13 protein-coding genes are annotated in these 15932 nt (G+C 44.5%); 1 reads left to right on the top strand and 12 read right to left on the bottom strand.

Annotated features, from left to right (window positions below; all coding sequences use genetic code 11):
• Window position 1: 1 nt before the first annotated feature.
• The 12 genes from fliF to ACT89M_RS11135 form a co-directional block, all read right to left on the bottom strand.
• A complete protein-coding gene (fliF, locus tag ACT89M_RS11190; RefSeq protein ID WP_154886378.1) occupies window positions 2-1588 on the bottom strand; it encodes a flagellar basal-body MS-ring/collar protein FliF in 1587 nt (528 codons plus the stop codon).
• A 131-nt stretch (window positions 1589-1719) separates the two neighbouring features.
• Window positions 1720-2034, bottom strand: coding sequence for a flagellar hook-basal body complex protein FliE (fliE, locus tag ACT89M_RS11185; RefSeq protein ID WP_090923875.1), 315 nt, complete (start codon window positions 2032-2034; stop codon window positions 1720-1722).
• A 55-nt stretch (window positions 2035-2089) separates the two neighbouring features.
• Complete coding sequence (gene flgC / locus ACT89M_RS11180; RefSeq protein WP_090923876.1) at window positions 2090-2542, bottom strand: flagellar basal body rod protein FlgC; 453 nt, start codon at window positions 2540-2542, stop codon at window positions 2090-2092.
• A 5-nt stretch (window positions 2543-2547) separates the two neighbouring features.
• Window positions 2548-2955 (bottom strand): flagellar basal body rod protein FlgB, encoded by a 408-nt coding sequence (gene flgB / locus ACT89M_RS11175; protein WP_090923877.1) that lies wholly within the window; start codon window positions 2953-2955, stop codon window positions 2548-2550.
• A gap of 1001 nt (window positions 2956-3956) precedes the next feature.
• Window positions 3957-5363 carry an ATP-dependent protease ATPase subunit HslU gene (gene hslU, locus ACT89M_RS11170; RefSeq protein WP_090923878.1) on the bottom strand — a complete coding sequence of 469 codons (1407 nt, stop codon included), beginning with the start codon at window positions 5361-5363 and terminating at the stop codon, window positions 3957-3959.
• Window positions 5364-5479: 116 nt separating this feature from the next.
• Window positions 5480-6022 (bottom strand): ATP-dependent protease subunit HslV, encoded by a 543-nt coding sequence (gene hslV, locus ACT89M_RS11165; protein WP_090923879.1) that lies wholly within the window; start codon window positions 6020-6022, stop codon window positions 5480-5482.
• Window positions 6023-6046: 24 nt separating this feature from the next.
• Window positions 6047-7390 carry an FADH(2)-oxidizing methylenetetrahydrofolate--tRNA-(uracil(54)-C(5))-methyltransferase TrmFO gene (gene trmFO, locus ACT89M_RS11160; RefSeq protein WP_373323193.1) on the bottom strand — a complete coding sequence of 448 codons (1344 nt, stop codon included), beginning with the start codon at window positions 7388-7390 and terminating at the stop codon, window positions 6047-6049.
• A 16-nt stretch (window positions 7391-7406) separates the two neighbouring features.
• Complete coding sequence (gene topA / locus ACT89M_RS11155) at window positions 7407-9506, bottom strand: type I DNA topoisomerase (RefSeq protein WP_308722039.1); 2100 nt, start codon at window positions 9504-9506, stop codon at window positions 7407-7409.
• Window positions 9507-9600: 94 nt separating this feature from the next.
• A complete protein-coding gene (dprA, locus tag ACT89M_RS11150) occupies window positions 9601-10731 on the bottom strand; it encodes a DNA-processing protein DprA (RefSeq protein WP_154886382.1) in 1131 nt (376 codons plus the stop codon).
• 241 nt (window positions 10732-10972) lie between these two features.
• Window positions 10973-11902 (bottom strand): succinate--CoA ligase subunit alpha, encoded by a 930-nt coding sequence (gene sucD / locus ACT89M_RS11145; RefSeq protein WP_090923883.1) that lies wholly within the window; start codon window positions 11900-11902, stop codon window positions 10973-10975.
• A 63-nt stretch (window positions 11903-11965) separates the two neighbouring features.
• Window positions 11966-13126, bottom strand: a complete 1161-nt coding sequence (gene sucC / locus ACT89M_RS11140) for an ADP-forming succinate--CoA ligase subunit beta (protein ID WP_090923884.1) — start codon at window positions 13124-13126, stop codon at window positions 11966-11968.
• 249 nt (window positions 13127-13375) lie between these two features.
• Window positions 13376-13831: a MarR family winged helix-turn-helix transcriptional regulator gene (locus ACT89M_RS11135; protein WP_154886384.1), complete on the bottom strand. Its 456-nt coding sequence runs from the start codon at window positions 13829-13831 to the stop codon at window positions 13376-13378.
• A 419-nt stretch (window positions 13832-14250) separates the two neighbouring features.
• Here ACT89M_RS11135 and ACT89M_RS11130 point away from each other — a divergent pair, with 419 nt between their 5' ends.
• Window positions 14251-15861, top strand: a complete 1611-nt coding sequence (locus tag ACT89M_RS11130; RefSeq protein WP_154886386.1) for a YifB family Mg chelatase-like AAA ATPase — start codon at window positions 14251-14253, stop codon at window positions 15859-15861.
• Window positions 15862-15932 lie beyond the last annotated feature (71 nt).

Genomic DNA, 15932 nt, shown 5'->3' with positions numbered 1-15932 from the left:
TCTATTCGTCAGCCAGCCACGTACGCAGCAGATTGACGAATTCGTCCGGCTTTTTCTTGGCCAAACTCTCCAATTGTTTGCGCACCTGACTTTCGTTCGTCACACTGTCCAATGTTATGGACGGGAACTCTGTTGCTACTGGAAGCGGGATTTCTTCCTCTTCTTGGATCTCATTTTGTTTACGACGACGACGTACTAACAAGATCACTACCGCAGCGATCAGGACCGCAATAAGTGCTCCGCCACCCCACATCATTGCAGGTGTCAACTGGAAGCCCGTATTGGCATCTGCAGCTGTTGCAAAGCCCTGTGACATGACTGATACTTTTTTCGTCAGGTCTGCGTCAGTTATTGTTGTGCCTGAGTCTGCCAATGACGCGCGAACGATATTAACTAGAATATTTTCGATCGCATCTCGAACAGGCTGTTGCAATTCGTTTTGCCCTGCGGGTGGTTCAACCGCCACGTTGATGGTTAAATCTTTTACAGTATATGGGCTTGAAATGATATCTTTGGCAATTCGATTCACTTCATAATTTATCGTGCTTGATGATTCTTCCGAATTCGCATTGCTATTGGAATCAGAAGAAGGATACCCTGGAACGTCCTGTTGGCCGGTTCCTGCTACACCACCTGTCGGAGTTCCCCCACCAGTGTAGCTCTTCTGAATTTGCTGTACACTGATCTCGATCCCCTTCATGTTCTCTTGATCAACAGGTGTAACGAGATTTTCTTTGCTTGTCACTTTATCGAAATTCAGTTTGGAGGCCACCAAAACGTTGACCTTATCCTCACCTACAATTTGAGAGAGGAATTGCTTCACGTTGTTTCGCACGTCACTCTCAAACTTTTTCTGTAACGCCATGTTCTCCTGCACTTCAGATGACAAGCCACCACTGCCACCGCGAGCGGTTGGAACGAGTTCAGCCTCATCCGTGTTCGTGATGGTGATGTTCTCGATGGGCAGGTTCGGAACAGCTGTTTTAACCAAATTAAAGTATCCATCTACAGCTGCCTGATTCGGGTGATACCCCGGTTTAAATTGCAATGCTACGGAAGCCGAAGCTTTGTCCTGTTCTTCCAAACCTGCAAAGATATTATCTTTTGGCATGTTAACAAGGACTTTGGCATCCTGAATGCCCTGCATACGCTGGAGTAGCTTTTCAACTTCTCCGTTTAATGCATTGTTGTATTTCACATCAAACTCTTTATCTGTCATACCGATTGGTGATGATGAGCTTTCAAACGCTTTATAACCAAGGGAACCATTTTGTATGATGCCTTGAGATCCGATATTCACTTTGGTCAGCGCTACATCTGTACTGGGTACAGAAATACTTTTTCCGTCCGCGCTAAGTTTATATGGGATATTAGATGAGTTCAGATAATTGATGACACCAGCTGAATCACTTGCATTTAAATCTGTGAACGCCACTTCATATTCTGTCTTGGATAACTGCATCGTGAGAACCACTGCTGCCAAAATCAGAAATAAGAAGGTTGAAATAAATAATGTTTTCTGCTTTTTGCTAAAGCTATTCCAGTACTGTGATGCCTTGTCCCTGTACTGGGCAATTCTCTCATTCACTCTGTCACCCCATCCGAAACTTTGCTTAGTCTGTCCTGACAAAAGCTTGAGCGTTCTCCTAGCTTTGATCAGGAGCAGTATCGCAGCTGCTTGTCGTAATGATCAGCGCTACTGTTTGCGCAAATGAACTCTTATAGTTGTGTGCGCATAACCTCTTGATATGCCTCAACCACTTTGTTACGTACTTGAGTGGTAAGTTGCAGACTAAGCAGGGCTTGTTCGGAAGCAATCAACACCTGATCTACATTCGCTTTACCTACCAAAAATTGATTTGACATTTCATGAGCCTGGGTTTCCTGTGCGGCTACAGAGCCCAGTGCATTTTGTAAGTATGTACCGAAGCTCTGAATGCTTTCGGCCGGTGTAGAAGATTTATTTTCAGTTCCTACACTTTTCATTTGCAACGGCTGAACTCCCTGAGCGTTAAACATATTGTTCTGAATCATAAATGTCCCTCCCTTTTATCTCTTCTTTTCAGTTCGTTGTCGAAGAATGCAACAGTTAACCTTTTCCAATTTCTAACGCTTTAGAAATCATCGCTTTGGTTGAATTCAGTGCAGTAACGTTAGCCTCATAAGAACGTGAAGCCGAGATCATATCGACCATTTCTTTTGCAATATCCACATTAGGCATGAACACATACCCTTCTGCGTTTGCATCTGGATGAGTCGGGTCATAAACCGGTTTGAATGGCGACTGATCTTCCCGAATCTCGGTTACCCTTACACCATCACCTGAACCTCCACCACGCATCTGGTTTTGTAACATCGTGCTGAAGGATGTTTTATTCGGTTCAAGCACTACCATTTTCCGCTTATATGGAACTGCGACCCCATTCGACATGCTCGCGCGCGTGGTTTCAGCATTTGCTATATTGGAAGAAATGACGTCCATACGCAAACGTTGAGCTGTAAGAGCCGAAGCACTGATTCCAAAACTGTTGCTAATGTTCAACGCGGTTATCTCCCTTCTACGCCTACTCGCATCATTTTAATTTGTTCGTTCACTTGCTGGATATAAGCGTTGTAACGCAATTGATTATCCGCCAGAAGACTCATCTCTCGATCAATATCCACATTATTCTGGTTGTTATTCATGGAAGTGGACTGGTCCATATTAACTACTGGTGTTGGTACTAAAGAGGAAGGACCTATGACAAAATGCCTTGGATCCGTTACTTTCCCTTTAAGAACAGGTAAATCACCGCTCATCTGATCCTGTAACATTTCTTCAAAAGAAACGTCTGATCGCTTGAAATACGGGGTATCGGCGTTCGCTACGTTATCAGCTATCGTTCGTTGTCGCATGTTCGACGCATCGAGCGCACCTTGTAATCTTTTAAAGCTAATATCGTTTAAAAGATTCACAACATCCCTCCTCTCATTAGTATATATGGAAAAAGATTGAATCTTTTCACGCGAAACTGCTGTTGTTTTTTCGACAAAAACATTCGTGTTTACACGGTTTTCTAGGACTTAAGTAGAATTAACTCTGATGTTGTCGTATAACATAAGTTTCTTCGAGTTTGGGATATATTACAATAAGAAAAAAGCCCTATCTTTTCTTAAAGAGAGGGCTTTTTGTGTATTTTCTGCAAAATATGATTTTTTTCGTAAATATTCAGTCCCAAATCAAAAATGTGTTAACAATCTTGAGGCATGCCCTTAAACATTCTTAAAATAAAACTCATTCTTTCAGCCTGTATTTCAGTCTGAGCACCTTTAAATGTACCTTTCCACAAAAGGATTTCAATTTGTTAAGTTTAGCATTTTTTACCGTCATATTAGGGTTTTAAGCTTATATTACACTGTATTTTTATGTAGCCAACTCTACTTTATTTCACATTTTATGTATGAAAATTCATTGGAACTATCATTTCTGACGCAACACTTTCTTAACAATTGTATAGGTCACTACTATTTTATATTTAGAAAACAATTGATGCCTTCTCCATTTTCCACAAAACGACGTTTTGCACATTTGCGCAAAATATTCCGGTTTATTCGCTTAGCACCAGATAACATTTAAATAATTAAAATTCTTTTAATGGAAATACATGGTTGCATAAAAATAGGAATACCAACTAATCCGCTACCCTTTATACAGTTATCCATGCGGCCCAAGTCCTAGTTTCTAGCATAAATGATCGCCACCTCTCTATTATCGGTCCAATCATCAGAAAAGGTTAGACCATAATATAAATAAGGATATGTATCCATAAACACGACATCTAACACAGCATGCTCTGTATAAAAGCACAGAACATCTTGATTAATGTTCACTGTTTATGGTACATACCCCATGTTTTATTCCATACAACCATCTTATCATGTGATACTAGAAGCTACATTCATTACCCTGCTCTTACTTAAAGGATGTATTGACTTAAATCCCGATCCGTCGCAATATCATGTAATTTCTCACGTACATACTCTGGTGTAATCACCATACGTTCCAACGTAAGCTCAGGAGCCTCGAAGGACAAGTCTTCCAGAAGTTTTTCCAATATAGTATGCAGACGGCGAGCCCCAATGTTTTCTGTGTTTTGGTTAACAGCTTCCGCGAGCTTGGCAATCTCGCGTATTGCATCCTCCGAGAACTCAATCTCAATATTCTCTGTGCGGAGCAAATCGACATATTGCTTCGTTAGCGCATTCTGAGGTTCCGTTAGGATAGAAACAAACTCCTCCAGGGTAAGACTGTTTAACTCCACACGAATAGGGAAGCGTCCCTGAAGCTCCGGAATCAGATCTGAAGGTTTAGCCACATGGAAGGCACCAGCCGCCATAAACAGAATATAATCCGTTTTGACAGGCCCATACTTGGTCATGACCGTTGATCCTTCAACAATTGGTAGAATGTCACGCTGAACGCCTTCACGGGAAACATCTGGACCACTTCCACGACCTTGACTGGCTACTTTATCAATCTCATCGATGAAAATAATGCCTGTCTGCTCTGCACGTCTTATGGACTCTTGAGTCACATCATCCATATCAATTAATTTGCCCGCTTCTTCTTGAATAAGCACTTTACGTGCTTCCTTAATAGCCAACTTACGTTTTTTCGTACGGCGCGGCAACAAACTTCCAAACATCTCCTGCATGTTCATGCCCATCTGATCATTACCCTGGCCAGCAAACATATCCATCATGTTCGGCGTATTGTCCTCTACATCGATCTCAATGATGTCATCTTCCAGTTTACCAGACAATAGATCGAATTTGATTTTACGACGACGCTCAGCAACGTTTGCGTCAGGTTCAGGTTCATCCTGATCCTGAGGGGCATTTCCATTCCCGTTGTTCCCAAAGATCATTTCAAACGGATTACGCTGATTTTTAGACTTGGACTGAGAAGGAGCCAAAATATGTACAATGCGCTCGTTAGCCGCTTCTTCCGCTTTGTCCTTCACTTGTTCAGTTCGTTCAAGCTTGACCATACGCAGGGATGTTTCAATCAAATCACGAACCATGGATTCCACATCACGTCCAACATATCCCACTTCGGTAAACTTGGTTGCCTCGACTTTGACAAAAGGTGCCCCTACTAGTTTTGCAAGACGACGCGCAATTTCCGTTTTACCGACGCCTGTAGGCCCAATCATCAGTATATTTTTAGGTACAATATCATCCTGTGTGTGTTCTGGCAAAAGACTACGTCGATAGCGATTACGAAGGGCTACTGCCACTGATTTCTTCGCCTGTTTTTGACCTACGATATATTTATCCAGTTCTGTAACAATCTGTCTTGGCGTTAAAGCTTGAGAATTCATAAGCTTCCCTCCTACAAGTATGTTGACGTCAATTCAGCCACAAGAGCAAAGAATCTCCTTAACGTAAACCGGAGCAGATGTAGCATCTTGTTCCTGTACGGGAGATTTCTTTGTTCCTACAATTCTTCGACGATAATGTTACTATTCGTGTATACACACAGCTCGGAAGCCACCTGAAGAGACTCACGTGCGATATCTTTCGCTTCCATCTGTCCAGCGTGACGTTTCAGCGCCCGCGCAGCGGATAAAGCAAAATTACCACCTGAACCGATCGCAATGATATCATCATCCGGTTCGATTATCTCGCCGCCACCTGAAATAAGCAACATTCCTGTTTTGTCCATCACAATCAACAAAGCTTCGAGCTTCCGCAGTATGCGATCCTGCCGCCAATCTTTTGCAAGTTCAACCGCCGCCCGTTGCAGATTGCCATGGTGCTCTTCCAGTTTACCTTCGAATTTTTCAAACAGTGTAATTGCATCAGCTACAGAACCGGCAAAGCCAGCAACAACCTGTCCACGATATAAACGTCTTACTTTTTTGGCTGTATTCTTCATCACAACGCTCTGGCCCATAGTTACCTGACCATCGCCCGCAATCGCTGCCTTGCCATTATGACGGACAGCACAGATCGTCGTCGCATGAAATGACATATCCATGATATCAGCTCCCCCACGAATAATTTATACGCGTTCCGGAACGGTTAGACCTTCTGAAGCAATAAACTTGGCGATACCATCCAGGGCACGATTTGCAAGTGCTTCATTTTTTTCTTTTTTGTTACGGATTCTAGTTTCCAATTTCGGTAACAAACCGAAGTTAGCATTCATTGGCTGGAAATGCTTGAAATCCGCCGTTGTAATATATTGGGCCATGCTACCTAGTGTCGTTTCTACCGGCAGTACAACAAGTTCTTGTCCTAACGCTGCTTTAGCTGCATTCATGCCGGCAATAAGACCCGATGCGGCAGATTCAACATATCCTTCTACCCCTGTCATCTGACCAGCAAAGAACAAATTAGGGCGCTCTTTGAATTGGTATGTTGGACGAAGCAACTTCGGTGAGTTAATAAATGTATTCCGGTGCATGACACCGTAGCGCACAAACTCAGCATTCTCAAGACCCGGAATCAGAGAGAAGACACGTTTCTGTTCTCCCCACTTCAAGTGCGTTTGGAAACCTACCAAGTTATACAACGTTCCCGCCGCATTGTCCTGTCTAAGCTGTACTACAGCATGAGGCAATTCACCCGTATGCGGATTAACCAAACCTACCGGCTTCATCGGTCCAAACAATGCTGTTTGTTTGCCCCGTTTCATCATGACTTCAATCGGCATGCAACCTTCGAAATAGATTTCTTTTTCGAATTCTTTTAACTGAGCAACCTCTGCAGTAATCAGAGCCTCATAAAAGAGTTCAAACTCTTCTTCTGTCATTGGACAGTTGAGATAAGCCGCTTCTCCTTTATCATAACGAGAGGCAAGGTATACCTTGTTCATATCTATGGAATCTTTTTCAATAATCGGCGCTGCAGCATCATAGAAATAGAAGTACTCCTCACCCATCAATGCTTTAATCTGCTCGGACAATGCTGGCGAAGTCAGTGGTCCGGTCGCTACAACAACAATGCCGTCCTCTGGAAGTGAAGTAAGTTCTTCATTCACCACTTCAATCAGCGGATGCTGATGCAAAGTCGATGTAATCTCACCCGAGAAGCCATCCCGATCCACAGCCAGGGCTCCTCCTGCCGGAACAGCATGTCGATCAGCTGCTCCGAGTACGAGCGAATTCAACATTCTCATTTCTTCTTTCAACACGCCAACTGCATTAGCCAGTCCATTGGCACGAAGAGAGTTACTGCAGACGAGTTCTGCAAATTTATCCGTATGATGAGCCGGCGTTTTGACAACCGGTCTCATCTCATATAACTTCACTCGCACACCGCGACTGGCGATCTGCCACGCTGCTTCTGATCCAGCCAATCCCGCACCGATAACTGTTACTTGTTGTTCACTTGTCAAAATCATTTACCCCCATCATATGCTAATCCGCTGATTCATCATCCAATTCTTCCACCGGCTCCTGATGATCACATGAAGTACACTGCAATCTTGTTCCCTTTTTGTTTCGCTTCTCAATCATTAACGATCCACAGCTCGGACAAGGTTTAGCGGAAGGTTTATCCCAAGATACAAAATCACATTCCGGATATTTGTCACAGCCATAGAAAATACGTCCTTTTTTACTGCGGCGTTCCACCACATGTCCTTCCTTACACTTCGGACAAGTTACACCGATGTCTTTAATAATCGGTTTCGTATTACGGCAGTCAGGGAATCCTGAGCATGCGAGGAACTTTCCGAAACGACCCAGTTTATATACGAGCGGCTTGCCACATTTCTCACAGATCTCGTCCGACACCTCGTCTTCGATCTCGATCTCTTTCATTTCTTCCTCAGCAAACTCTAACCGTTTCTCGAAAGATTCATAGAATTCAGCCAACACTTTAACCCAATCTTCAGAGCCTTCCTCCACATGGTCGAGATCGCCTTCCATATTCGCGGTAAACTCCACATTCAGGATTTCCGGGAAAAACTCTTCCATCTGCTCAATGACCAGCTCTCCCAGCTCAGTCGGCATAAATTTCTTCTCTTCGATCGCAACATATCCACGTTTCTGAATGGTCTCCAGTGTTGGCGCATAAGTACTTGGTCTACCTATGCCGAGCTCTTCCAAGGTTTTAACCAACCGTGCTTCGGTATAACGTGGCGGCGGCTGCGTAAAGTGCTGCTTAGGCTCAATCTCCTGCTTTTTCAGCACATCTCCACTCTTGAGCGGAGGCAACAAACGATCTTCCTCGGTTGTACCATCGTCATTGCCTTCTACATACACTTTCATGAATCCCTGAAAGCGCACCTTGGAACCCGCAGCACGGAAGATCGTATCTCCTGCAGCGATGTCAACCGAAAGTGTATCCAGAATAGCCGAAGACATCTGACTTGCTACAAAACGTTCCCATATCAACTTATATAAACGGAACTGATCACGACTCATAAACGATTTTATCGAATCTGGATCACGCAAAATGGAAGTCGGACGGATCGCTTCGTGCGCGTCCTGAGCGTTGGAAGCCTTTTTGGAATAGTTCCGCGGGCTCTCTGGTGCAAATGTCTCACCATACTTTCCAACGATATATTCTTTGGCTTCTTCCTGTGCGGAAGCAGCGATACGAGTCGAGTCTGTACGCATATACGTAATGAGACCGACTGTGCCTTCTTTTCCAAGGTCTACACCTTCATAAAGCTGTTGCGCAACCGACATCGTCTTGGAAGCCCTGAAATTAAGTTTACGTGCCGCTTCCTGTTGCAGTGAACTTGTCGTAAATGGCGCCGAAGGATTTCGAGTTCTCTCTTTCTCCTTCACTTCCTTGATTGTAAAATCAGCACCTTCGATCTGTTTCAAAATCGCTTGTACTTCAGCTTCACTGCCAAGCTCTGTTTTCGTTCCGTTCAACTTATGAAACTTCGCCTCGAATGGATTACCATCTGCACTCAGTTTGGCTGTAATGCTCCAGTACTCTTCCGGTTCAAATTCGTCAATTTCATTTTCACGATCCAAAATAATTTTGACGGCAACAGACTGAACTCGTCCTGCTGATAATCCTTTTTTTACTTTCTTCCATAATAGTGGACTGATCTTGTAACCCACGAGCCGATCCAGAATGCGTCTAGCTTGCTGTGCATTGACCAGATCCATATTTATTTTACGCGGCGTTTTGAATGCGTCCTTAACCGCTTGTTTGGTGATTTCATTAAATACAACTCGGCAATCAGCCGTGTCATCCAGTTCAAGTGCATGTGCCAAATGCCAGGCAATGGCTTCACCCTCACGATCCGGGTCGGCCGCGAGATACACTTTTTTCACTTTCTTTCGTGCATCCTTAAGTTCCTTTAATACTGAACCTTTGCCGCGGATCGTAATATATTTCGGATTAAAATCATTCTCTACCTCAACGCCGATCTGACTCTTTGGCAAATCGCGTACATGTCCCATCGAAGCTTTCACGATGAACTTGCTGCCTAAATATTTGCCGATCGTCTTCGCCTTTGAGGGCGACTCCACGATTACGAGTGCATCCGCCATAGGTCCATCCTCCTCTCAGTCATGAAACTGTTTCTTGTACTTCACTTCATACTTCGTATTATATACTCCACATACTGCACAGGTTGCAGCATCGTCATACCCTAGCATATTTGGTTCCTGGTAATTGGCTAATCTGCTTTTTTATGATTAAAGATAACAGAACTGAATGTAAATGTCCAAAATCCCAACCCAACCGATCTATCAATTGATCTAAAGACTGCTCTTCCTGCTCAAGTAAAATGATGATACGTCGTTCATCTGTAGAAAGTTCCACCTTTGGAAATAAACCTTGCTCCGCATGTCCTGACATTTCTGCCGAACGTCCTCTATTGTAAGGAAGTTGTTCTGCATTTGGCAAGTCCAAACGATACTCTTCTAATAAATCAGTAGCACAAGTGACCAATTTGGCCCCCTGTCGTATTAAATTATGTGCCCCTCGGCTCTTCGGCGAAGTAATCGGCCCTGGAACTGCAAATACATCTCTGCCTGCCTCGAGTGCTGCATCTGCGGTGATGAGAGAACCACTTCGTACATCCGCTTCTACAACGAGCGTTCCTAATGTTAATCCTGCGATAATCCGGTTTCGCTCGGGAAAAAGGCCCTGACGAGCCCTGGTTCCCAGAGGGTACTCTGACAAGAGTAGACCCGTTTCAGCAATTTGTTCTGCAAGGCTCGTATTTTCAGGTGGGTAAACCATATCTACCCCTGTACCAAAAACAGCAATCGTTTTACCATTTGCTCGTAATACAGCTTCATGACACACACGATCAATACCTCTGGCAAGTCCACTGACAATAGTTAACCCCGCAAGAGATAATTGTTCTGCAAGCTTTTCCCCAACTTTACGCCCATAAACTGTAGGCATCCTTGTTCCTACCATCGCAATCGAAGGTTGATGTAATAACCGAGTGTCTCCTCGAGTGTACATCACCCAGGGAGGCTGAGCGGTTTCCTTCATTAATATAGGATAATTTGAATCCAGATAAGTAATAACCTCGATCCCGCGATCATAAACCTGCTCTCTTCTACTCTCAATCCAGCCGGCATTAAATTCTCTAGCCAAACGAGTCGCCTGATCCTTCCTCAGTCCAGCTTCAATCCAGTCTCCTTCCTCGTAATAAAGCAACTCCCGCAACGAGTGCTGACCTGTCATCAATTTTGCAACACTTTTCTTACCGATGCCTTCCATTTCATAGAGTCCAAGCAAAATCCAACGTTCTTCCATGTTTCTACCTCCTGTGAGAGGGCAAATTGCCCTCTATTTGTGTGATAAACAACGATAAATTGCCACACGTTAACATATTCTGCACACTAAAGTTCGTCCTCATTTTTCTAAAAAAACGCAAAAAAGCAACCCTTCGCCCTGTTTAAAGGACAAAAGGTTGCTTACCTTTACCGTCTCCTGAATCAACGGCTCCGAAAATGAATCATTTCCGTGCCGTTTCTTCTATTATAACGGAATAGGATTAATGTGTCGTGCACAAATTCAAAATACCGCGTTCTTCGAGCACACTTACCAAAGTGGAGCCCATTTCCGCTGGTGTCGGAGCAACTTTAATACCGCATGATTCCAGCTTCGCAATTTTCTCTTTGGCTGTACCCTTACCGCCAGAGATAATCGCACCCGCATGCCCCATACGTTTGCCTGGAGGCGCTGTAACACCACCGATGAATCCTACCACCGGTTTAGTCATGTTAGCCGCTACCCATTCTGCTGCATCCTCTTCCGCAGTGCCACCGATCTCACCAATCATGATGACAGCATGTGTCTGTGGATCTTCATTGAAACGTTTCAAGATATCGATGAACTCGGAACCCTTAACCGGGTCTCCTCCGATACCTACCGCAGAAGATTGGCCAATACCACGAGTTGTGAGCTGATGAACAGCCTCATACGTCAGTGTTCCACTACGTGAAACGACACCAACATGTCCTGGCATATGAATGTATCCAGGCATAATGCCGATCTTACACTCGCCCGGTGTGATCACACCTGGACAGTTAGGCCCAATCAATACTGTATTTTTTCCGTCCATGAAACGGTCTACTTTGACCATATCCAGTACCGGAATACCTTCAGTAATACAGATGACCAAATCCAGTTCCGCATCAACAGCTTCCATAATGGAATCCGCTGCAAATGCTGGAGGAACATAGATGACGCTCGCTGTTGCGCCAGTAGCCTCCTTCGCTTCCTGCACCGTGTTGAATACCGGCAAGCTGACTACTGAACCGTCTTCCAGCGTGATGTCAACATTGGTTCCGCCTTTACCTGGCGTAACACCGCCTACCATTTGGGTTCCGTAGTCCAATGCGCCCTTCGTGTGGAACATTCCCGTTGAACCCGTAATGCCTTGCGTAATGACTTTTGTATTTTTATCGATCAAAATACTCACGTTGCTTCACATCCTTACGGTTATTTTTCAATTCCCGGACAGCTCCGGTACGAAGGAATGAACCTATTTTACGAGGGCAACAATTTTCTGTGCTCCATCGGCCATGGAATCAGCAGGAACGATATTCAGGCCGGATTCACCCAAAATACGTTTGCCCAGTTCCACGTTAGTTCCTTCAAGACGAACAACCAGCGGTTTGGTCAGGCCAAGCTGCTTCGCTGCTTCAACAACACCGTTGGCAATGACATCACAACGCATGATACCACCAAAGATGTTAACAAAGATACCGGCTACTTTGGCATCAGACAGAATGATCTTGAATGCTTCCGTAACTTTCTCTGTTGTTGCACCGCCCCCAACATCAAGGAAGTTGGCCGGGTCTCCACCGTAATATTTGATGATGTCCATCGTAGCCATCGCAAGTCCCGCACCGTTAACCATACAGCCAATGTTGCCGTCAAGCGCTATGTAGCTGAGGTCGTATTTGGAAGCTTCGATTTCTTTTTCATCTTCCTCATCCAAGTCACGAAGTTCTTGAATATCCTTGTGACGGAAGAGAGCGTTGGAGTCAAAGTTCAGCTTTGCATCCAGCGCGATAACGTTTCCATCTCCGGTAACAACCAGCGGGTTGATCTCGGCAATAGAGCAATCTTTTTCGACAAATGCCTTGTACAACGCAAGCATGAACTTCACAGCTTTATTCACGAGTTCATTCGGAATGTTAATGCTGTAAGCCAGTTTACGTGCTTGGAACACTTGCAACCCGATCGCAGGGTCAACTACCTCTTTGAAAATTTTCTCAGGTGTAGCTTCAGCTACTTCTTCGATCTCTGTTCCGCCTTCTTCGGAAGCCATCATGACTACACGTCCTGTAGCACGATCGACAACAACACCCACATAATACTCTTTGCGGATATCGCATCCTTCTTCAATCAAAAGACGTTTTACTTCTTTACCTTCTGGTCCTGTCTGATGGGTTACTAATACTTTGCCCAAAATTTCGGATGCATAGGCACGAACTTCCTCTGTGCTTTTTGCTACTTTCACGCCGCCGGCTTTACCCCGACCCCCTGCGTGAATTTGCGCTTTAACTACAGTCACCGGACTGCCCAGTGCCTCTGCGGCCGCAACCGCTTCATCGACTGTATAAGCAACCTTTCCGTTTGGAACGGTAACTCCATACTGTTTCAGTACTTCTTTTCCTTGATATTCATGGATATTCATTCTCGAATCCTCCTATCAACATGACTGCAACAAGGCGGGCTGGTAGACGAACAAAAGACATATGTTGACTATTTTCACTTAAACCCAATTCATTGTAACATGTTTTTAAAACGCTTTCCTTAAAAAAGTAATGGTTAATAGACAGCATTTTGATATGGATATGATCCCTTTTTGTGAATGCTTGGATATATATGGAAAAAAACCTCAACCGATTAGGCTAAGGTTTTCATCACATCGAGACTTTTATTATTATTTTTTAGCAGCATTTATATTCGATTCATGAACTTTCTCGAGCAAGCCTTTAAATTGCCCAAGCAGTGCTTCAAACTCTGTGCTGTTCAAGCAAGCATCTCCCTGAATGGCTTCAGGTATGGATAATGCCTTATTCTTAAGTTCACGTCCCGCATCGGTTAGTGTAATCAACACTTTACGCTCGTCTTGTGCAGAGCGCTCACGATGGATGAACCCGGCTGACTGTAATCGTTTGAGAAGAGGCGTCAGCGTACCTGAATCGAGGTACAGAGCTTCACCAATTTCCTTAACGGTACATTCCTGCCGCTCCCACAATACCATTAATACCAAATATTGAGAGTACGTCACACCAAGCACTTCCAGATAGGGCTGGTACAATTTTGTAATTTCACGTGAACAAGCGTATATGGCGAAGCATAATTGATTATCCAGCTTTAAACGGTCTGTCTGCATGTTAGCTATCTCACCTGCCTAATGTACTTTAAATTGCATATCTCATGGGTTAATCATCCTGCTTCACCTTTATTAGCGGCGAAATTGAGTTCCCCATTACTATCTTATCACAAAATAGATTAAAAAAAGAATAATTGAGCACAAATTATTTTACATCGTTATTTAATCATGTTAAATTTAGTTGTATAAAATATAATTACAGATGATCAATAGGACGGATAATCTACTTCAGGGAGGATCATCAGAACAATCACCAGAACAATTCAGGATTCAGACAAACTCATTGCAGTTCAATTCACACCGGGTTGACGCTCTGATTCCTTTTATATAAAATGCTAGTAGAAGCTGAGGAAGCACCTTAATTCGAGACTGGCTCGCCCTGCGCGTAGCCCAACATTCGAGTGAGGTGTTTCTTTGTTATGTATGGAAAGTTGTATAGCTCGTGTCTCTATGGAATTGACGGTGTATTAATTGAAGTTGAAACGGATTTATCTAATGGGTTGCCTCTGACTTCAATTATCGGACTACCGGATTCGGCGGTTAGAGAAGCTGTGGAACGCGTTCGGGCGGCGATTAAAAACTGTGGATATCAGTATCCTTTGCAACGAATTACGATTAATCTGGCCCCAGCTGATCTGCGTAAGGAAGGTTCCTCCTTTGATCTTGCTATTGCCATTGCTTTACTTACAACCAGCGGTCAACTTGTTCTTCCCCCGCAGGAACGCACTTTAGTTCTCGGGGAACTGGCACTGGATGGTTCAATCCGGCCCGTTCCCGGAATATTGTCGATGGTTGATCTAGCCAAAAGGCAAGGCTTTACTTCGGTTCTGCTCCCTTATGAGAACGTGGAGGAGGCGCGTTTGATTCGTGGAATCGGGATCTATGGGCTTCAACATCTGAAGGACCTTGCTCCTGGTCATACCCTTACATCCCAAGATTTAAATGGCAACACTTCAGGGGGAACAACGAGTGCGGGGCCAATCATTTTAAAAGACTACAGTCACCTTCATATCTCTGGACCTTCCAGTGCACGGTCCAATCAAGGTAGAGAACTTCTCTCTTATCCACATGAAGACTATAGTGATGTACTTGGACAGCATCATGTCAAGCGTGCACTTATGATTGCCGCTGCGGGGATGCATAATATCATGCTGGTTGGCCCACCTGGTACAGGCAAAACGATGCTGATTAAACGATTACCGACGATTTTACCCCCTTTATCGGAAGAAGAAGCACTCGAAGTAACTAAAGTGTTAAGTGCAGCGGGAACTCTAAAAGAAGCTCCTCAAGGACTGATTGCAGACAGACCCTTCCGGTCACCTCATCATACGATATCCACCTCCGGCTTGATTGGGGGTGGCGGCATTCCAAAGCCAGGCGAGGTCAGTCTAGCCCATCGCGGAATTCTGTTTCTGGATGAATTACCAGAGTTTCAGCGTCAGGTTCTTGAAGTACTAAGACAGCCGCTTGAAGATCAGACGGTTACAATCAGTAGGGCAAGAGCTGCGTTCACATTTCCTGCACAATTCATGCTGGCCTGTTCGATGAATCCCTGTCCCTGCGGATATCTGTCGGCTCAGGCGGAGGATCAGCGTTGCATCTGCAGTCCGGCTCGCGTTGCAGCATACAGGGCAAAAATTTCGGGCCCACTGCTGGATCGTATTGATCTCCAAGTCGAAGTTCCCCCACCAGGAGATTGGCGTATGGCTGGCACTTCTCCTTCATCTGTCGAGATGCAGTCCAAAGTGATGGCTGCCCATGCCATTCAGGCCAAACGGTACACGAACCGTTCAGTGCGCTGGAACAGTCAGCTCTCTGGCACATTTTTACGGAAGACAATCCATCTACCTCGTGAAGCAGAGCATTTATTGGATCAAACGATACAGACGTTGAACCTGAGTATGCGTGCCCATGACCGAATTATGAAAATGGCACAAACTATTGCTGACTTGGATCATGAAGGTGAGATTGTGACTGCCCATGTCGCGGAAGCAATACAATATCGGCAGTTAGACTTGAGTTTATTTTAATACGGATATTCAGTTGCTAAACAAAAGCCGTATTTGAACTCTGCTTACATGTTAATGAAGAGTACCTATAC

Source organism: Paenibacillus sp. NN59 (assembly GCF_057597225.1).
This window is presented reverse-complemented; position numbering and strand designations above follow the sequence as displayed.

Coding starts and splice junctions, on each gene's coding strand:
- dprA (WP_154886382.1), bottom strand. CDS start 10,731: ATGGAAGAACGTTGGATTTTGCTTGGACTCTATGAAATGGAAGGCATC.
- topA (WP_308722039.1), bottom strand. CDS start 9,506: ATGGCGGATGCACTCGTAATCGTGGAGTCGCCCTCAAAGGCGAAGACG.
- ACT89M_RS11135 (WP_154886384.1), bottom strand. CDS start 13,831: ATGCAGACAGACCGTTTAAAGCTGGATAATCAATTATGCTTCGCCATA.
- ACT89M_RS11130 (WP_154886386.1), top strand. CDS start 14,251: ATGTATGGAAAGTTGTATAGCTCGTGTCTCTATGGAATTGACGGTGTA.
- fliE (WP_090923875.1), bottom strand. CDS start 2,034: ATGATTCAGAACAATATGTTTAACGCTCAGGGAGTTCAGCCGTTGCAA.
- trmFO (WP_373323193.1), bottom strand. CDS start 7,390: ATGATTTTGACAAGTGAACAACAAGTAACAGTTATCGGTGCGGGATTG.
- hslU (WP_090923878.1), bottom strand. CDS start 5,363: ATGAATTCTCAAGCTTTAACGCCAAGACAGATTGTTACAGAACTGGAT.
- hslV (WP_090923879.1), bottom strand. CDS start 6,022: ATGGATATGTCATTTCATGCGACGACGATCTGTGCTGTCCGTCATAAT.
- sucC (WP_090923884.1), bottom strand. CDS start 13,126: ATGAATATCCATGAATATCAAGGAAAAGAAGTACTGAAACAGTATGGA.